Genomic DNA, 18,504 nt, shown 5'->3' on the forward strand with positions numbered 1-18,504 from the left:
GAGTTTTGCCGGCGGCTTCGCAAAGAGACGCCTCTATATCCTGTCTGCGACTTCCTCGCTCAAGGGGATCGAAGGTTGCGCGCCGGCCTCGAGGCATGCGAGCGAGCCGGCAACCGCCGCACGACGCAGCGCCGAGACAAAATCGAGGCCGTCGTCGAGGCTTGCAGCGAAATAGCCGCAGAAAGTGTCTCCGGCGCCGACCGTATCGACAGGTTCGATCTTGAGACCCTGCGCCCTTGAAATCGCTCCGTCGCGGATGGCGATGACCCCATCGGCGCCGAGCGTCACGATCAATGTCTGGCCCGTCTCCGCGTGCAGGCGCACAAGGGCGGCCTCGCGCGCTTGCGCGTCCATGCCCTCCTGTCCGGCGAGCCGCTCGAATTCGGTCTCGTTGGCAATGACGATATCGGCAAGCCGACCGAGACGCGGCGCATCGGGGATCAGCGGCGCGAGGTTGAGGATGCTGGTGACGCCCTTGGCGCGGGCGGCCGACAGCGCGCGTTCGACGGCCGCAACCGGCACTTCGAGCTGCAGCATCAGGATATCGCCTTCATTCATGCGGCCGATCGCCGTCTCGGCATCGGCAGGCGTGACCTGGCCATTGGCGCCGGGAACGACGGCAATCATGTTTTCGCCGTCGCCGCCGACAAGGATCAGCGCCGTGCCTGTGGGGCCGTCGACATGTTTGATCAGGGAAAGGTCGGTACCTGCATCATCGAGCAGGGCCAGCGCCTCCGCAGCGAAGGCATCCTTGCCGACGGCGCCGGCCATATGCACGTAGCGTCCGGCGCGGCGCGCTGCCAGCGCCTGGTTGGCGCCCTTGCCGCCGGCGGCCGTGGCAAAGCCGTTGCCGGCCACCGTCTCGCCGGGCTTCGGCAGGCGCTCGGTCGTGGCGATGAGATCCATGTTGATGGACCCGAAAACTGTGATCATGAATGTGTCCCGTCTTCCAGAGCATGATGCCGAAAAGTGTGATCGGTTTTCGGACGACATCATGCTCTAACTATATAATTTGGAACAGGATTCAGATTTTAGGCCGACCCGGCCTAAAATCATCCTGTTCTGGAGCCTGCAAGTGACATCATGCTCCTGCATGTTTCATGCGGGCGAGACACTGCCCGAAGCGGTCACTCCTCGTCAACCACCCGGAGCTTCAGAAGACCGGTGCGGCTTTCCACCGATTTGCCCGCGGCTTCGCTGTCGCGGGCGGGCTTGGCATCGCCGACGGCGGCCTCGAATTCCAGCGCTTCGATCCTGGCGCCGCGCCTGGTGAGCTTGTCGGCTGACGTGACCACCATGTCGATATCCTTCTGCGCCATGGCGAAATGGCCCTGCAGCTTGCGCACCCGCTCGTCGAGACGACTGAGATCGTCCATCAGGATCGCCACTTCGCCCTGGATCAGATGCGCCTGCGCTCGCATGCGCTGATCCTTGAGCACGGCCTGGATGACCTGGATCGACAGCATCAGCAGCGACGGCGAGACGATGACGACGCGCGCGCGGTGCGCCTTTTGCACCACCGGCTCGAAGTGCTCGTGGATCTCGGCGAAGATCGATTCGGACGGCACGAAGAGAAAGGCCGTATCCTGGGTTTCCCCCTGGATCAGATATTTCTCGGAAATGTCCCTAATATGGACCTCCATGTCGCGGCGGAACTGCTGGCCGGCGATCTTGCCGGCCTCGGGGCTGCCGGCGTCGCGGATCGCGTTCCAGGCTTCGAGCGGAAATTTTGCGTCGATCACCAGCGGCGGCGCGCCGTTCGGCATGCGGATCGTGCAGTCCGGCCGCGACCCGTTGGAAAGCGTCTGCTGGAAGGCGTAGGCGCCCATCGGCAGACCGTCGGCGACGATCGTTTCCATCCTGGACTGGCCGAAGGCGCCGCGCGTCTGCTTGTTGGACAGAATGGCCTGCAGCCCGACGACATCCTTGGCGAGCGTCTGGATATTGTTCTGCGCGGCATCGATGACCGCCAGCCGCTCCTGCAGCCGCTGCAGGTTCTCATGCGTCGATTTCGTCTGCTCGGTGATCGTCGAACTGACGCGCTGCGACATGCCGTCGAGGCGTTGGCTTATCGTCTGGTTGAGTTCGCTCTGCCGCGCGCCGAACACCTCGGTCATCGCTGCGATGCGGCCCTGCATCTCCGCCTGGATCTTCAAAAGCTCGGCCATGCGCGCTTCGTTTTCCTGAGCACGAAAGCTCGCTTCCTCCGCCTGCTCGCGGCGAAGGCTGGCGCCGCGCAGCAGAAGCACGATCACCAGCAGGGCGAGGGCGGCGAGAGCGCCGCCGACAAGCGCCAGCATGGCCGGGCTGATCGAGGCAAGGGCAAGGGCGAGCGATTCGGAATGGATGGTCATGCCGCAAGCATAACAGAAGAAACGGCGATATATAGATCAAAACGTGAACGGAATGGGCGACCCGCAATATCCTCGCACGCTATCGCTCTTCCTCGCTCGGGGAGAAGAAATCGCCGTCCGATTTAACGATTGCTCAACCATATTGGCCAAAACCTGCGGCGCAGAAATTCCTCCCCGCGTGCGTCGCGCCAAGTACAGAGATCTCCATGACCGCCCAGCAGACCGACAGTGCCCTCAGGCAGCGCCTCGATTTCATCGAACTGGATGAGGCGGCGCGCAAGTCGATGCGGGATTTGCGCCCTGTCATATCAGAGCTGATCGGTGGCGCCCTCGATAAATTCTACGCCAAGATCGCCAAGACCCCGGCTGTCGCAGGCTTCTTCGCCGATAAGAACCATGTCGGCCATGCCAAGAAGCGCCAGCAGGATCATTGGGCCAATCTCGCCGGCGGCGCATTCGACGAGAGCTATGTCAACGGCGTGACCGCAGTCGGCCGCACCCACGCCCGCATCGGGCTGGAGCCGCGCTGGTATATCGGCGGTTACGCCATCGTCATGTCCGAGCTCGTCAAGGGCATCATGGAGAAGCAGTGGCCGTCGATCTTTGCACGCCAGCAAGGCAAGGCATTGGCCGAGAAGCTGTCGGCTGTCATCAAATCAGGCATGCTCGACATGGATTATTCCATCTCGGTCTATCTCGAGACGCTCGAGGCCAAGCGTCGCGCCTTGGAAGAAGAGCGCGCTGAGGCCGAATCCGATCAGGCGATCGCACTGGAGCAGCTGCGCCGCGGTCTGGAAGCGCTGTCGAAAGGCGATCTCGAAGCCACTCTGCCGACAGACCTGCCGGGCAATTTCCGGCAGATGGCGGAGGATTACAATCGCGCCGTCAGGGCGCTAAGCCAGTCCTTCGCGTCCGTGCGCGAGACCTCCGGCCACATCATGAGCGGCGCCGACGTTATATCCAATGCGACCAACGATCTGGCGCTGCGTACCGCCCAGCAGGCGGCAGGCGTCGAGGAGAGCTCGGCCGCCCTGCAGCAGCTGTCCGTCAGCGTCGGCCAGACGGCGGCCAATGCCGAGAAGGCTTCGGCCGCCGTGCGCGAGACGCAAGAGAAGGCGAAGAACTCCGGCGAACTCGTCACCAGCGCCGTTTCGGCGATGGCCGGCATCGAGAAATCCTCGACCGGGATCTCCAAGATCATCGGCGTTATCGACGAGATCGCCTTCCAGACCAACCTGCTGGCGCTGAACGCCGGTGTCGAGGCGGCGCGCGCAGGTGATGCCGGCAAGGGTTTTGCCGTTGTCGCCCAGGAAGTCCGCCAGCTCGCCCAGCGCACCGCGGAAGCGGCCAAGGAGATCAAGAACCTGATCTCTCAGAGTTCGACCCAGGTCAATCAGGGCGTCGGCATCGTCTCCAGCACCGGTGAGGCGCTGAACGATATGATCAGCCGCATCGACATCATCAACCGTTTCGTCGCCGATATCGCCGCCGCCGCCCGCGATCAGGCGACTGGCGTCAACGAGGTCAGCGTCGCGGTCCGCAACATGGGTGCGATCACCCAGCAGAATTCGGACATGGTCGAGCACTCCTCGGCAGAAACCCGCCGGCTCAAGGACGAGGTGGAGAGCCTGATCGAGCTGCTGCGGCGCTTCCGCGCCCGGCCGGAGGGCCATTCCGCCAGTGCTGCCCGCCGGGCGGCCTGAGGCTCTATGGCGAAATTCCAGGCGGGGATGCAAAAAAGCGTATTCCCCGCCTGCCGGATAATTCCATAGTCGGAAAAGATGGGTTATGGGAACGCCATGACCATCAAGCCACTCATCATTCTTCCCGATCCCGTTCTCCGCCAGCTGTCCAAGCCGATCGAGCGGGTGGATTCCGACCTGCAGCGTCTTGCCGACGATATGCTGGAAACCATGTACGACGCGCCGGGCATCGGCCTTGCCGCGATCCAGATCGGCGTGCCGCGCCGTATGCTCGTCATCGACATCTCGCGCGAGGGCGAGGAAAAGCAGCCGCAGGTCTTCATCAATCCTGAGATCGTCAAATCGTCAGACGAGCGTTCCCTCTATGAGGAAGGCTGTCTTTCGATTCCGGATTATTATGCCGAGGTCGAGCGCCCGGCTGTCGTCTCGGTCAAATATCTCGATCGCAACGGCAAGGAACAGACCGTGGAAGCCGACGGCCTGCTCGCCACCTGCCTGCAGCACGAGATCGACCACCTGAACGGCGTGCTCTTCATCGATTACATCTCGCGGCTGAAGCGGGAGATGGTGATCAAGAAATTCACCAAGGCGGCGAAGTCGAAGGCGCTCTGACGCTACATTGAAAATTCACCGGCGACGCACTATGATATCGCTGATATCATGATGGAGGTGCCGAAATGGGCGACCTGCTTATTCGAGACGTTCCGGATGCGATGAAGCGGCAGCTTCAGGAAAGCGCGCAACGCAACGGCCGCAGTCTTTCGGAAGAGGCGATCGAAATCATGCGCCGACAGATTGCGGTGGAGCGCTCGGGGGCTTCCGCCGGGCAGCGCCTGCGTTCCCTGATGAGTGAGGAAAGATTGAGCGAAGATGAGGTGGAGGCCATTGCCGCATCTCGCCATGAACGCGACCGCGAACCGCCGCGTTTCGACACATGATCGTTCTCGATACGAATGTGATTTCCGAAATGCAGGGGCGGACCCACAGCGATCGGATATTGAACTGGCTGGACGCCTACGACGTCGAGACGCTTTTCCTGACGACGATTGCCGTCGCGGAAATGCGTTACGGTCTTGAACTCCTTGATGATGGCAGGCGAAAGACAGCGCTGGTGTCCGACTTCAATCGGATCGAGTCGGAATTTGCCGGCCGCATCCTCGGTTTTGCCCTCAGTGCGGCGCATCGCTACGGCCTGTTGGCTGCCGAGCGCAGAAAGGCGGGGCGGCCGATGGAAACGAAGGATGCCATGATTGCCGCCATCTGCCTTGCAAACGGCGCGACGCTTGCGACCCGCAATACCCGAGATTTCGAGGGGCTTGATCTCAAGCTCGTAAACCCGTTTGAAGACGGTTGATCCTCAATTGGCGAGATAAAATGTCTCTTCGCATCATCTTCATGGGAACCCCGGAGTTCTCGGTTCCGACCCTGCGCCTGCTCGTCGATGCCGGCCACAGGATCGTTGCGGTCTATACGCAACCGCCGCGGCCGGGCGGGCGGCGCGGGCTCGATCTGCAGAAATCGCCGGTGCATCAGGCGGCCGAACTGCTCGGCCTGCCGGTCTTCACCCCGGTCAATTTCAAGGACCCCGAGGAGCGTGAAAGGTTTCGTGGCCTGAATGCCGATGTCGGCGTCGTCGTTGCCTACGGGCTGTTGCTGCCGGAAGCGATTTTGAACGGCACCCGCGATGGCTGCTACAACGGCCATGCCTCGCTGCTGCCGCGCTGGCGGGGTGCGGCACCCATCCAGCGGGCGATCATGGCCGGCGACGCAAAGACCGGCATGATGGTGATGAAGATGGACAAGGGTCTGGATACCGGCGCCGTCGCACTCACCCGCGAGGTCGAGATCGGCCCGAACATGACGGCCGGCGAACTGCACGACCGGCTGATGCTGGTCGGCGCCAAGGCGATGGCGGAGGCCATGGTGAAACTCGAGATGAACGACCTGCCGCTGACGCCGCAGCCGGAAGACGGCGTGCTCTATGCCGCCAAGATCGACAAGGCCGAGACGCGCATCGATTTTTCCAGGGATGCCGGGGATGTGCACAATCACATCCGCGGCCTGGCGCCGTTTCCGGGTGCCTGGTTCGAGCTCGAAATCGGCGGCAAGCCGGAACGGGTGAAGGTGCTGGCGTCCGAACCGGCTGAGGGGCAGGGTGTGGCCGGGCAATTGCTGACGGATGATCTCGTGGTCGCTTGCGGCTCGGGCGCGGTGCGGCTCACCAGGCTGCAGAAGGCCGGCGGCAAGCCGCTGGCAGCGGCCGATTTCCTCAGGGGCACGCCGCTTGCGGCGGGCACGAGGCTCACCTGATGCCGCGTTTCCGCATGACCGTCGAATATGACGGCGGCCCCTATGTCGGCTGGCAGCGGCAGGAGAACGGCCCCTCGGTGCAGGGTGCGATCGAGGCCGCGGTGCTGTCGCTGACCGGTGAGACGGTGTCGGTCCGCGGCGCCGGACGCACCGATTCCGGCGTCCACGCCATGGGGCAGGTGATCCATGCCGATCTTTCGAAGGACTGGTCGCCCTACCAGCTGCAGAATGCCTTGAACGCGCATCTGAGGATTGCCGGCGAGCGTGTCTCCGTACTCGACGTCGAGGCGGCTCCCGAATTCTTCGATGCCCGCTTTTCGGCGCTGCGGCGCCATTACCTCTATCGCATCGTCAGCCGCCGGGCGCCGCTGGCGCTCGAAGCCGGCAAGGCCTGGTGGGTGCCGAAGGTGCTCGATCACGAGGTCATGCATGCCGCCGCCCAGAGGCTGGTCGGCCGGCACGATTTCTCCACTTTCCGCGCCGCCCATTGCCAGGCAAACAGCCCGGTGCGCACGCTCGACCGGCTGGATGTGACGCGCCGCGGCGAGCTGATCGAGATCCGCGCCACGGCGCAGAGTTTTCTCCACAACCAGATCCGTTCCTTCGCCGGCACGCTGAAGCTTGCCGGCGAAGGCAAATGGACGCCTGACGATGTCGAGGCAGCGCTTAAGGCGCGCGACCGCAAGGCCTGCGGCCCGGTGGCGCCGCCGGACGGGCTCTATTTCATGCAGGTGGATTATCCCGACGTCATCGTCGACCGTCGCAGACCGGTCACCGATAACGATGACGGCGCCGATGAAAGTGACGATCTATCTTAGGCTTGATCACGCAGGATAGATGCCGAGGAAGTGCTGGAGATATTCCGAAAGGATCATCGATGGCACGAGCAGCACCAGCGTCAGCGCCCCGACCATCAGCGCATGACCGTGGCAGATCATCCGGAGAATGCGCGCCAGCACGAAGACCTGCGCCAGCATGAAGGCGAGCAGCAGCAGCGAGACGAGGCCGACGGATCCGGGCAGGAAGAACACCAGCGCCAGCAGCAGCCCGTTGATATAGGAAAGCGGCACGCCGAGCCAGTTGACGCTGACGACGACGGGGGCGAAACGCTCGCCCATGCGGAAGGCAAGCAGCAGAAACCCGGCAAAGACCAGCGGCACGAACCAGTTGGCGAGCTCGACGAGGCCGAGCCTGATATAGAAGGGAAAATCGACATCGGCTTCCGGCGGCATCGCCCGCAGGAAGGCCTGTCGCCACCAGAGCCAGGAAATGCCCATCGGCGGCAGGCACCAGAGCATCGCCCAGAACGAACGGTTGACGCCGCGCTCGGACATGTCGAGGTAGCGGAAGCCGCGCGGATCCAGCCGGATCAGCAGCCAGAGGCCGGCCAGATAGTACTGAACCTCCCTAAAGCCCGGCATTGGCGAACCAGCGGGCGATGAAGGTTTCGTAGATCGCCGTCAGCGTCTCCAGATCGGCGACAGCGACGCGTTCGTCGACCATGTGCATCGTCTGGCCGACGAGGCCGAACTCGACGACCGGGCAATAATCCTTGATGAAGCGCGCATCCGATGTGCCGCCGGTGGTCGAAAGCTTCGGCGACTGGCCGGAAACGCTTTCGACGGCTGAAGACAGCGAGGCGATCAGCGCATTGTTGCGCGTCAGGAAGACATGGCTCGGCCGGTCGGCCCAGACGATATCGTATTTCACCGGATCGCGGCCCGGCCGCAACTCGCCATTGCCGGCGGCGGCATCGAGGCGCCGGAGGATCTCGGCCCGCAGCGTTTCGACGGTCCAGCTGTCGTTGAAGCGGATGTTGAAACTCGCCGACGCCTTTGCCGGAATGACGTTGGTCGCCGGATTGCCGACATCGACCGTGGTCACTTCGAGGTTCGAGGGCTGGAAATCGTCGGTGCCGCCGTCAAACGGCGGGTCCATCAGCGCGTGCGTCATCTGCAGCATGCCGCGCACCGGATTGTCGGCAAGATGCGGATAGGCGGCATGGCCCTGCACGCCGTGCACGGTGATCTTGCCCGACAGCGAGCCACGCCGGCCGATCTTGATCATGTCGCCGAGCCTGTCCGGATTGGTCGGCTCGCCGACCAGGCAGGCATCCCAGCGTTCGCCACGTTCGGCTGCCCATTGTAGCAGCTTGATCGTGCCGTTGATCGCCGGACCTTCTTCGTCGCCGGTGATCAGGAAGGAGATCGAGCCCTTGGGCTGCCCGCTTTTCTCGATATGGCGGGCGACCGCGGCGACGAAACAGGCGATGCCGCCCTTCATGTCGACGGCGCCGCGGCCGAAAAGCTCGCCCTTCGAAATCTCGGCTGCGAAGGGCGGATGCGTCCAGGCGGCTTCGTCGCCGACCGGCACGACATCGGTATGGCCGGCAAACATCAGATGCGGGCCGTCCGTGCCGAGGCGGGCATAGAGGTTTTCGATGTCGGGTGTTCCCTCTTCGCTCGCCTTTACCCTGTCGACCGTAAAGCCGAGCGGCGCAAGCATTGCCTCCAGCGCCGACAGCGCGCCGCCTTCGGCGGGCGTCACGGACGGGCAGCGAATCAGCGTCTGAAGATTGGCGACGGGGTCGGTAGCGGTCATGGCGGTCGAACTATCCGGCGGGAATGGCAAAGACATGGCAAGGCGGGGCCGCCTCGCGTAAAAAGACGCCGTCTGTTTACCGGATCAACGTCTCGGTGTCATCAATCTCTGAGCAGCTCGTTGATACCGGTCTTCGAGCGGGTCTTTTCATCGACGCGCTTGACGATGACGGCGCAGTAGAGATGCGGCGCCGGCTGGCCGTTGCCCATGGTCGCATTGCCCGACGGCATCGAGCCGGCGACGACGACGGAATAGGGCGGCACTTCGCCGTAGGTCACCTCGCCAGTGGCGCGGTCGACGATCTTGGTCGACTTGCCGATAAAGACGCCCATGCCGAGCACCGAGCCTTCGCGGATGATGCAGCCTTCGACCACCTCGGAACGGGCGCCGATGAAGCAATTGTCCTCGATGATCGTCGGGCCCGCCTGCATCGGCTCCAACACGCCGCCGATACCGACGCCGCCGGAGAGATGCACATGCTTGCCGATCTGCGCGCAGGAGCCGACCGTTGCCCAGGTATCGACCATGGTGCCTTCGCCGACATAGGCGCCGAGATTGACGAAAGAAGGCATCAGGATCGCGTTCGGCGCGATGTAAGCCGAGCGGCGCACGACGCAGTTCGGCACGGCGCGGAAGCCGGCGGCGCGGAAGTGGTTCTCGCCCCAGTTCTCGAATTTCGAAGGAACCTTGTCCCACCAGGTGGAATTGCCCGAGCCGCCCTTGACCACGTCCATGTCGTTGAGGCGGAAGGACAGAAGCACGGCCTTCTTCAGCCACTGATTGACCGTCCAGGCGCCGTCGGAGCTGCGTTCGGCGACACGGGCCTTGCCGGCATCGAGCAGATCGAGCGCTGATTCGACCGCATCGCGAACCTCGCCCTTCGTCGACGTGTTCACATTGTCGCGATTGTCGAAGGCGGCTTCGATGATCTTTTCGAGGGATGCGAGGTCGGTGGCGCTCATGAGAATTCCTTAAACTTCGATCTTTATCGTGGAGACGGCGGGGTCTCCGGAATTGCGGTTGGCGGGGGTCAATCCTGCTCTACAGTATGAACCCGTAGAACGGAATGATTTTTCCGACAAGATCATATCTGGATTCAAGGCGTTATAGCGACATATCCGGCTTCGAAGCCGGCAATACTGAAAGGCATTTCGACATGGCGAAGGGACGAAACGGCGGTTCGCGGCGCAAGGATGGCGTATGGGACCCGCTGAAGAGCAGCTCGACCGACAGGCAGCGCGCCGAAGCCGTGCCGAAGACGCCGCAGACGCTGTCGCCTGCCTACCGCCTTGCCTATGTCGACGAGGATTTCCTCTGCCGCGAGGAATTGCGGCCGATCCGCCTGCAGCTGGAGTTGTTGAAGACGGAGATGATGCTGACCGAACGCGGCATCAAGTCGACCGTCGTCATGTTCGGCGGCGCCCGCATTCCCGCCCCCGGCCAAAGCGCCTGGGCAGCCCGCAACGATATCCAGCGCGTCAACCTGGAGGCGGCCTCCGTCTATTATGACGAGGCGCGCAAATTCGCCCGGCTCTGCTCGAAATATTCGGCCACCTTGAATTTCCACGAATATGTCATCGTCACCGGCGGCGGCCCCGGCGTGATGGAGGCGGGTAATCGCGGCGCGGCCGACGAGGGCGCCCCTTCGATCGGCCTCAACATCGTGCTGCCGCACGAGCAGGCGCCGAACGCCTATGTGACGCCGGAGCTCAGCTTCAACTTCCACTACTTCGCCATCCGCAAGATGCACTTCATGGTGCGCGCCAAGGCGATCGCCGTCTTTCCCGGCGGCTTCGGCACGCTCGACGAATTCTTCGAATGCCTGACGCTGATCCAGACCGGCCGTATGGAGCGCCTGCCGCTGATCCTTTTCGGGGAGGCGTTCTGGCGGAGCATCATCAACTTCGACGCATTGGCCGAGTTCGGCACGATCGCGCCCGACGACGTCAAGCTGATCAGCTTTGTCGATACGGCCGAAGAAGCATGGAAGATCGTTCAGAATTTCTACGAACACCGCGAATAGGCGCTTCAGAGGCACAAACTTCGGAGCCTCTCCCCGTCGAGGCGGGGAAAGGCAAGGACAAGTCGTCGCTTGGCTTTAGAGAAGCGGCCGGTCCGGCATATCGTCGATCGAGATGACGCCGTCCTTGTTGCGGTCCATCCGAGTGAACAGCTTGCCCATGGCGGCTTCGGCTTCCTGTTTGGAGATCTGGCCGTTCTGGTCGGTGTCGACCCGGTGCATCATGATCGAGGCACGCATGATGTTGCCACCATGGCGCATCCAGCGATGTCCGTCACGACCGTCGTGGCCGTCGCGCGGCGGCCGTCCCTGGTCATTGTTGTCGGCGGTTTCAGGTGCCGTGGGTGCGGCGTTCGCATCCTTGCTTTCGCCGGCCTCCTGCTTGCGCTGGTCTCGCATCGCCTGCATCTGCGTTTTCCGGTACTCACGGATTTCGCCCGGGGTCAGCGAGCCATCCTTGTTGGTGTCGATCGCGGCGAAGATCTTGTCGAGGCCGGCGGTCGCCTCGTCCTTGGAGACCTGTCCATCCTTGTTCGTATCGAATTGCTTCAGCATGCGGACATAGGTGATTTCGCGGAAGGCAGCGGCGCCCGGACCGGGCCGGCCCATGCCGGCATGCTGGCGCGGCCCGTCACCCGGTGCGGCAAAAACTGCCCCGGCGGCGGCGCCGAAGATGAGGGTGGAGGAAAGCGCTGCCAGTATCAGCTTGTTGCGGTACATCGTGTTTGCCTTTCGTAAGGTGTCCCTTCACGAAAGAAGATATGGCCGCGGACCCGGAAGACCCAGTTAAACATCGGTAAGCTAAGTGAAGACTTCGTAATGCTTCAGCCGGTAATCTTGCCGAGGCCGATAATCTTGCGAAGAAAAGCGGCGAGGTCGTCGGTGACGAAATCGATATGATCCTCCTCGCCGCTGGTCTTTTCCCACCATTCGACGACCGTCTCTTCCAGATTGCGCGGTACGAGCAGCACGGTCTGCATGCCGAGCGCCTTCGGCACCGTCAGGTTGCGCGGCAGATCCTCGAACATGGCCGCCTTGTTGGTTTCGACCCGCTTCAGCGCCGCGAACTTGTCATAGGTCGCCTGCGCCGGTTTCGGCACGTAGTCGGCAGCGACGATATCGAAGATGTCATCGAAATGTTCAAGAATGCCGAGCGCCTCCGCCGTCATTTCGGCATGCCTGACGCTGCCATTGGTGAAGATGAACTTGCGCCCCGGCAGCGCCTTGATCGCCTCGCCGAGTTCCGGCTGCGGCGTCAGCGCCGTGTAGTCGATCGCATGCGCCTTTTCGAGGAAGTCGTTCGGGTCGATGCCGTGATGGATCATAAGGCCCTGCAGCGTCGTGCCATGGTCGAGGTAATATTGCTTCTGCAGCTTGCGCGCCTCTTCCCGCTCCATCTGCAGGAGTGCCGCAACATAGGCGGTCATGTTCTTGTCGATCTGTGCGAAGAGATTGACATGATGCGGATAGAGCGTGTTGTCGAGGTCGAAGACCCAGTCTGTGACGTGCTCGAAATCGGCTTTATCAGGCGTGCGGTCGATCTTGGTCATGGCGGTCTTATGGCACGGCTCCTGTGGGAAACAAAAGGCTTTTGGCTCCCAAGTTCGCCTGAAACAGCAGCTTCCGCAAAAATGCCGTCAGATTTTCACAACTTTAAGAGGATTTTGGCTGAATATTGCCATTGATCGCTGGTGACTTCTGCCTGCGTCAGACAGGGGGCCCGCAAGGGGTAAAGTCGCATGAAGATCGTTCTGATCAATCCGCCGCATACGGCGATCGGCAGTCGCATTCCCGATGATCACCTTCCCCCGCTCGGCCTTCTTTCGGTCGGTGGCCCGCTGATCGACGACGGTCATATCGTCGGTCTCATCGATGCCGAGTTCGGACCGATGACGATAGCGGAGATTGTCAGCCGTGTGGCGGCCAGCGGCCCCGATCTGGTGCTGATCGGTCATTCCGGCTCGACCTCGGCCCATCCCACCGCCCGCGCGATCGCAGAGGCGGTCAAGCACAGCGATCGTGCTATCCGCATTGTTTATGGCGGTGTCTTCCCGACCTATCACTGGCGGGAGGTGCTGGCCGAGACCGAGGCGTTCGATATCCTCGTGCGCGGCGAAGGCGAGGAAACGATGCGGCGGCTGGCCGGCACCCTGACGGCGGGCCGCCCGCTCGCAACCGTTCCCGGCATCGCCTATCGCAATGGCGATGGCGAAATCCTGGCAACACAGCCGGCACAGGCGTTCGCCGATCTCGATGCCTATCGTGTCGGCTGGGAGTTGATCGATCATCGCCACTACAGTTACTGGGGCGGCAAGCGCGCCGTCGTCATGCAGTTTTCGCGCGGCTGTCCGCATCTTTGCAACTACTGCGGCCAGCGCGGTTTCTGGACCCGCTGGCGTCACCGCTCGCCGGAACTGTTTGCCCGCGAGATCGCCAGGCTTTATCGCGAAGAGGGTGTAGAACTTATCAATCTCGCCGACGAGAATCCGACCTCCTCGCGAAAGGCGTGGCTCGCTTTTCTCGAAGCGATGATCATCGAGAATGTGCCGGTGCAGATCGTCGGATCGACACGGGCCGATGATATCGTCCGCGATGCCGATATCCTGCATCTCTATCGCAAGGCGGGTGTCGTGCGCTGGTTGATCGGCATGGAAAACACCGATGAGGCGACCTTGACGCTGATCAAGAAGGGCGGTGCCAAGGCAACTGATCGTGAGGCGATCCGTCTTCTGCGCCAACACGATATCCTGTCCATGGCGACCTGGGTCGTCGGTTTCGAGGAGGAGACATTGAGCCACCTCTTGCGGGGCTTCCGGCAATTGCTCTCTTATGATCCCGATCAGATCCAGGCGCTCTATGTGACGCCACATCGCTGGACGCCGTTCTTCCGTATCGCCCGCGATCGACAGGTCATCGAAACCGACATCCGTAAATGGGACTACAAGCATCAGGTACTGAAGATGCGGCATCTCAACCCGATCGTGCTGGTCGCCTGCGTCAAGCTCATCGAGGTGGCGGTCCAGGCGCGGCCGAAGGCACTGCTGCGCATACTCTTCCATCGCGATCGCGAGCAACGCCATTCCATGCGCTGGTATACGCAAATGGGTCGTCGCGTCTGGTTTCACGAGATCCTCGAATTCCTCTTTCGCCGCCGCCATCTCAAGGATGGCCCGACGCTCGAGAATTTCTGGGGCGCCCCGCAGGATTCAGAGGAGGAATCCATGTTGCGCCCGCAACGGTATGTGAAAAGCCTCGACGCGGCGGAATAAAATAGACGCCCGATTTTCGGCGGACGGCGCAGGCACGGAATGCTAGAAAGCGGTCATGCTCTTCGAACGCCCCGATGACGATACGCTCTATGATGCCCTGATCGCGCGCAGCGCCGATTATGAGGGGCAGGCCTATGTCTGCGTCAAGACGACAGGCATCTTCTGTCGTCTGACCTGCCCGGCGCGCAAGCCGAAGCGGGAAAATACACTCTTTTTCGATACGATCGCCGCCTGCATGCATTCCGGCTTCCGCCCGTGCCAGCGCTGCAGGCCGCTGGAGCAGCCGGGCAGGGAGCCGATCGTCGATGAGCTGCTTGCTGCCCTGGACCGCGAGCCGCAGCTGCGCTGGACCGAGAATGAGCTCATGCGCCGGGGCCACGATCCTTCGACCGTGCGCCGCGCCTTCAAACGCGGGCTCGGCATGACCTTCCACGATATCGTCCGCTATATCAGGCTGGGCGAGGCGGCCCGGCAGCTGGCCGATGGCGCGCGCGTCATCGATGCGCAGCTCGATGCGGGATATGACTCCGCAAGTGGTTTTCGGGCGGCTTTCCAGCGGCTGGTCGGCATGGCGCCGGCGCTGTCGCAGAACCGCAAACTGCTCTTTGCCGACTGGTTCGACACCCCGCTCGGGCCGATGATAGCCGTCGCCGACCGGACGCATCTGCATCTTCTCGAATTCCACGACCGTAAGGCGCTGCCGACCGAGCTCGAGGCGCTGCAGAAGCGCGTCCGCTCCTCGGTTGCGATCGGCCGCACGCCGGCGATCGACCAGATCGAGACGGAGATCCGGGATTATTTCGAAGGGCGGCTGACCGTCTTCAAGACGCCATTGGCGCACGGCGGCACGCCTTTCGAAAAACATGTCTGGGCAAAGCTCATGGAGATTCCTGCCGGCCAGACGCGCGCCTACGGCGATCTCGCCAGGGAGATGGAAAGGCCGGAGGCCGTGCGTGCCGTCGGCCGCGCCAACGGCGCCAACCAGCTCGCCATCATCGTGCCCTGTCATCGCATCCTCGGCGCGGATGGTTCGCTAACCGGCTATGGCGGCGGGCTCTGGCGCAAGCAATGGCTGCTGCGGCATGAAGAGAAGATCAGCACGCAAGCAAAGATGGAGGAGACAGCATGAACCAGAGTGAAAAGGCCAAGGCGTTCGGTGCATTACACCGCAAAGGCGATCCGGTTGTTCTTTACAATATCTGGGATGCCGGGACGGCAAAGGCGGTTGGCGACGCCGGCGCCAAGGCGCTTGCAACAGGAAGCTGGTCGGTCGCCGCGGCCCATGGTTATGCCGACGGCGAGAAGTTGCCGATGTCGGTGCTGGTCGAGACGGCAAAATCCATCACCGCTGCCGTCGACCTGCCGCTTTCGGTCGATTTCGAAGGCGCCTATTCGACCGAGCCTGAAGGTGCGGCCGCCAATGTCGCCAAGCTGGTGGAGGTCGGCGCTATCGGCATCAATTTCGAGGATCAGGTGGTAGGCGGTGGCGGGCTTTATCCGGCCGAGAGACAGGCGGCCCGCATCCGCGCCATTCGCGCCATGGCCGAAGGCAAGGGCATTCCCTTCTTCATCAATGCCCGCACCGATCTCTTCCTGGCCGAGAGCGATCTTTCCAAACATGCCGGTCTGGTGGACGAGGCGATCGAGCGAGGCAAGGCCTATGCGGCCGCCGGCGGCAGCGGCTTCTTCGTGCCTGGTTTGATCGATCCCGCCTTGATCGAGAAGGTCTGCGCGGCATCGCCGCTGCCGGTCAACATCATGATGCGGACGGGCGCCCCGGATGTGAAGGCGCTGGCCAAGCTCGGCGTCGGCCGCGTCAGTTATGGTCCGGGGCCTTACCGGTCGATGATGGAAAAGTTGAAACAGGAGGCGGCGGCGATTTATAGCCTGCTCTGACGTCGAATGCCCGAGGGCCGCAGATCTAAAGCATGTCGCGCAAAAGTGTGCAGCGGTTTTGCGACAACGGCATGCGTAAAGACAAAGAGCTAAAGCGCGACGAGCGAATCCCAAAGATCGCGACGCGCTTTAGTACGACAGGCTGCGGCCCGCAATGAAATCCCGTTCCCCTCAGGAACGGAAGCGCAGATTTCGCCGCGTCAGCTGGCTGACCGAGGTGCAGCCCATCAGCTTCATGCCGCGCTCGATCTCGGTGCGCATTGTCTCCAGCGCCCGTTCGACGCCGGGTTGTCCGGCAGCGGCAAGCGGGAAGAGGTAGTAGCGCCCGAGCCCGACGGCCTTCGCCCCCAGCGACAGCGCTTTAAGAACATGCGTTCCCCGCTGCACGCCGCCATCCATCATCACGTCGATCCGGTCGCCCACGGCGTCGACGATCTCGGCCAACTGGTCGAATGCGCTGCGTGAGCCGTCGAGCTGGCGCCCGCCATGATTGGAAAGCACGATGCCGCTGCAGCCGATCTCGGCCGCGCGCTTGGCGTCTTCGACCGACATGATGCCCTTCAGGCAGAATGGCCCGCCCCATTCGCGCACCATCTCCGCCACGTCGTCCCACGACATCGAGGGGTCAAGCATCTCGGTGAAGTATCGGCTGATCGACAGCGCGCCGCCATCCATCTTGACGTGGTTTTCGAGCTGCGGCAGCCGGAAGCGCTCGTGCGTCAGCCAGTCGATCGCCCAGGAGGGCTTGACCGCGAACTGGGTCATGCCGGCAAGATTGAGCTTGAAGGGAATGGCAAAGCCCGTGCGCTTGTCGCGCTCGCGGTTGCCGCCGGTGATGCTGTCGACCGTCAGCATCATCGCCTGCACGCCGGCATTTTTCGCGCGCGCCATCATCTCGCGGTTGAGGCCGCGGTCCTTGTGGAAGTAGAACTGATAGACCTGCGGCCCGTTGCTGATTTGTCTCGCTTCCTCCAGGCTAATCGTGCCGAGCGAGGAGACGCCGAACATCGTCCCGTGTTTTGCCGCCGCGGCCGCGACCGCCCGCTCCCCCTGGTGGTGGAAAAGGCGCTGCAACGCCGTCGGTGAGCAATAGACCGGCATTGCGAGCTTCTGCCCCATGACGGTCACCGACATATCGACATCGGCCACACCGCGCAAAACGTCGGGCACCAGATCGCAAGCCTCGAAGGCGGCCGTATTGCGCCGGTAGGTCACCTCGTCATCGGCGCCGCCGTCTATATAGTCGAATATCGGTCCGGGAAGACGCCGTTTGGCCATGCGCCGGAAATCGTGAAAATTATAGCAGTCTGTCAGGCGCATTTCGTTCCTCGATACCCTGTTCCCGTGCCAGGAAGATCCGCCCTCGTGGTGAAGGGCGCAGCCTCGTTCAGGGAACGATCAGCGTTCCGACGCCGTGCTCGGTGAAGATTTCGAGCAGGACGGAATGGGCGGTCTTGCCGTTCAGGATGACGACGCCCTGCACGCCGGCCTTGATCGCATCGATGCAGGTCTCGACCTTCGGGATCATGCCGCCGGAGATCGTGCCATCGGCGATCAGCGCATGCGCTTCGGCGACGGAAAGCTCCTTGATGAGCTGGCCGTTCTTGTCGAGCACGCCGGGCACATCGGTCAGGAACAGCAGCCGGGTGGCGTTCAACGCACCGGCAATGGCGCCGGCGAACGTGTCGGCATTGATATTGTAGGTGGCGCCGTCGCGGCCAGGCGCCACGGGGGCGATAACCGGGATCATCTCGGAGCGGGCAAGCAGATCGAGCAGCGTCCGGTCGACCTCGACCACTTCGCCGACGAAACCGAGATCGAGCACGCGCTCGATGTTCGAATCCGGATCCTTCACGGTCTTGCGCGCCTTTTCGGCGAAGACCATGTTGCCGTCCTTGCCGCAAAGGCCGATCGCCCATTCGCCGGTCTGGTTGATGAGCGCGACGATTTCCTTGTTGATCGAGCCGGCGAGCACCATCTCGACGATCTCGACCGTTTTCTGGTCGGTGACGCGAAGGCCGCCCTCGAATTTCGATTCGATGCCCATCTTGCTCAGCATGGCGCCGATCTGCGGGCCGCCGCCGTGAACGACGATCGGGTTGACGCCCGATTGCTTCAAGAGCGCGATGTCGCTGGCAAAGGCCTTGCCGAGCTCGGGATTGCCCATGGCGTGGCCGCCATATTTCACGACAATCGTCTTGTTCTCGTAACGCTGCATGAAGGGCAGTGCCTTGGCCAGAAGCCGTGCCTGCATTTCGCTTTCGGTTTCGTTCATGGGAACCCCGCAGAATTGTTCGCGGCCTTTTATCGCAAGTTTCTGACAGAGGGAATAATCCAGAGGGCAATAGTTT

Annotated in this window: 19 protein-coding genes; 10 read left to right on the forward strand and 9 right to left on the reverse strand. The window is 62.5% G+C overall.

The window, feature by feature from the left end:
* Nucleotides 1-33: 33 nt before the first annotated feature.
* Complete coding sequence (locus tag RL_RS02225; RefSeq protein WP_011650217.1) at nt 34-933, reverse strand: ribokinase; 900 nt, start codon at nt 931-933, stop codon at nt 34-36.
* Between the two features lie 194 nt (nt 934-1,127).
* Nucleotides 1,128-2,354 (reverse strand): DNA recombination protein RmuC, encoded by a 1,227-nt coding sequence (locus tag RL_RS02230; protein ID WP_011650218.1) that lies wholly within the window; start codon nt 2,352-2,354, stop codon nt 1,128-1,130.
* Nucleotides 2,355-2,560: 206 nt separating this feature from the next.
* Here RL_RS02230 and RL_RS02235 point away from each other — a divergent pair, with 206 nt between their 5' ends.
* The 6 genes from RL_RS02235 (at nt 2,561) to truA (ending at nt 7,185) form a co-directional block, all read left to right on the forward strand.
* A complete protein-coding gene (locus tag RL_RS02235; RefSeq protein ID WP_011650219.1) occupies nt 2,561-4,057 on the forward strand; it encodes a globin-coupled sensor protein in 1,497 nt (498 codons plus the stop codon).
* Between the two features lie 96 nt (nt 4,058-4,153).
* A complete protein-coding gene (gene def / locus RL_RS02240; RefSeq protein ID WP_011650220.1) occupies nt 4,154-4,669 on the forward strand; it encodes a peptide deformylase in 516 nt (171 codons plus the stop codon).
* Between the two features lie 65 nt (nt 4,670-4,734).
* On the forward strand, nt 4,735-4,995 hold the full coding sequence (locus tag RL_RS02245) for a FitA-like ribbon-helix-helix domain-containing protein (protein WP_011650221.1): 261 nt from the start codon (nt 4,735-4,737) through the stop codon (nt 4,993-4,995).
* The gene (locus RL_RS02250; protein WP_011650222.1) at nt 4,992-5,411 is read left to right on the forward strand and encodes a type II toxin-antitoxin system VapC family toxin; all 420 of its coding nucleotides are present in this window, start codon (nt 4,992-4,994) and stop codon (nt 5,409-5,411) included. Before RL_RS02245 ends, RL_RS02250 begins: the two co-directional genes overlap by 4 nt.
* Nucleotides 5,412-5,431: 20 nt before the next feature.
* Entirely contained in the window at nt 5,432-6,367 is a 936-nt protein-coding gene (gene fmt / locus RL_RS02255; RefSeq protein WP_041936144.1) for a methionyl-tRNA formyltransferase, read from the forward strand.
* Nucleotides 6,367-7,185: a tRNA pseudouridine(38-40) synthase TruA gene (truA, locus tag RL_RS02260; RefSeq protein WP_011650224.1), complete on the forward strand. Its 819-nt coding sequence runs from the start codon at nt 6,367-6,369 to the stop codon at nt 7,183-7,185. The genes fmt and truA overlap by 1 nt, the downstream gene beginning before the upstream one ends.
* 6 nt (nt 7,186-7,191) lie before the next feature.
* Here the strand turns inward: truA and RL_RS02265 are convergent, their stop codons facing one another.
* The 3 genes from RL_RS02265 to dapD form a co-directional block, all read right to left on the reverse strand.
* Complete coding sequence (locus tag RL_RS02265; RefSeq protein WP_011650225.1) at nt 7,192-7,788, reverse strand: hypothetical protein; 597 nt, start codon at nt 7,786-7,788, stop codon at nt 7,192-7,194.
* On the reverse strand, nt 7,775-8,968 hold the full coding sequence (gene dapE, locus RL_RS02270; RefSeq protein ID WP_011650226.1) for a succinyl-diaminopimelate desuccinylase: 1,194 nt from the start codon (nt 8,966-8,968) through the stop codon (nt 7,775-7,777). Before dapE ends, RL_RS02265 begins: the two co-directional genes overlap by 14 nt.
* Before the next feature lie 101 nt (nt 8,969-9,069).
* The gene (gene dapD, locus RL_RS02275; protein ID WP_011650227.1) at nt 9,070-9,930 is read right to left on the reverse strand and encodes a 2,3,4,5-tetrahydropyridine-2,6-dicarboxylate N-succinyltransferase; all 861 of its coding nucleotides are present in this window, start codon (nt 9,928-9,930) and stop codon (nt 9,070-9,072) included.
* Nucleotides 9,931-10,124: 194 nt separating this feature from the next.
* Between dapD and RL_RS02280 the strand changes: the two genes are divergently transcribed.
* Entirely contained in the window at nt 10,125-10,991 is an 867-nt protein-coding gene (locus RL_RS02280; protein WP_003544970.1) for an LOG family protein, read from the forward strand.
* Nucleotides 10,992-11,066: 75 nt separating this feature from the next.
* Here RL_RS02280 and RL_RS02285 read toward each other — a convergent pair whose 3' ends face one another.
* Together RL_RS02285 and RL_RS02290 are read right to left on the reverse strand one after the other, a co-directional pair.
* The gene (locus tag RL_RS02285) at nt 11,067-11,708 is read right to left on the reverse strand and encodes a calcium-binding protein (RefSeq protein WP_011650228.1); all 642 of its coding nucleotides are present in this window, start codon (nt 11,706-11,708) and stop codon (nt 11,067-11,069) included.
* 104 nt (nt 11,709-11,812) lie between these two features.
* Nucleotides 11,813-12,538: a pyrimidine 5'-nucleotidase gene (locus tag RL_RS02290; RefSeq protein WP_011650229.1), complete on the reverse strand. Its 726-nt coding sequence runs from the start codon at nt 12,536-12,538 to the stop codon at nt 11,813-11,815.
* A 189-nt stretch (nt 12,539-12,727) separates the two neighbouring features.
* On the opposite strand from RL_RS02290, the gene bchE reads away from it, so the two are divergent.
* Genes bchE through RL_RS02305 form a run of 3 tightly spaced genes read left to right on the forward strand, consistent with a single transcriptional unit; the run spans nt 12,728 to nt 16,153 of the window.
* The gene (bchE, locus tag RL_RS02295; protein WP_011650230.1) at nt 12,728-14,257 is read left to right on the forward strand and encodes a magnesium-protoporphyrin IX monomethyl ester anaerobic oxidative cyclase; all 1,530 of its coding nucleotides are present in this window, start codon (nt 12,728-12,730) and stop codon (nt 14,255-14,257) included.
* A 55-nt stretch (nt 14,258-14,312) separates the two neighbouring features.
* Nucleotides 14,313-15,386 (forward strand): bifunctional transcriptional activator/DNA repair enzyme AdaA, encoded by a 1,074-nt coding sequence (locus RL_RS02300; RefSeq protein ID WP_011650231.1) that lies wholly within the window; start codon nt 14,313-14,315, stop codon nt 15,384-15,386.
* Nucleotides 15,383-16,153 carry an isocitrate lyase/PEP mutase family protein gene (locus RL_RS02305; protein ID WP_011650232.1) on the forward strand — a complete coding sequence of 257 codons (771 nt, stop codon included), beginning with the start codon at nt 15,383-15,385 and terminating at the stop codon, nt 16,151-16,153. Before RL_RS02300 ends, RL_RS02305 begins: the two co-directional genes overlap by 4 nt.
* A 171-nt stretch (nt 16,154-16,324) precedes the next feature.
* Here RL_RS02305 and RL_RS02310 read toward each other — a convergent pair whose 3' ends face one another.
* Nucleotides 16,325-17,473, reverse strand: a complete 1,149-nt coding sequence (locus tag RL_RS02310; protein ID WP_011650233.1) for an alpha-hydroxy acid oxidase — start codon at nt 17,471-17,473, stop codon at nt 16,325-16,327.
* 67 nt (nt 17,474-17,540) lie between these two features.
* On the reverse strand, nt 17,541-18,428 hold the full coding sequence (argB, locus tag RL_RS02315; RefSeq protein WP_011650234.1) for an acetylglutamate kinase: 888 nt from the start codon (nt 18,426-18,428) through the stop codon (nt 17,541-17,543).
* Between the last annotated feature and the right edge of the window lie 76 nt (nt 18,429-18,504).

It is taken from the genome of Rhizobium johnstonii 3841, assembly GCF_000009265.1.
Lineage (GTDB): Bacteria > Pseudomonadota > Alphaproteobacteria > Rhizobiales > Rhizobiaceae > Rhizobium > Rhizobium acaciae.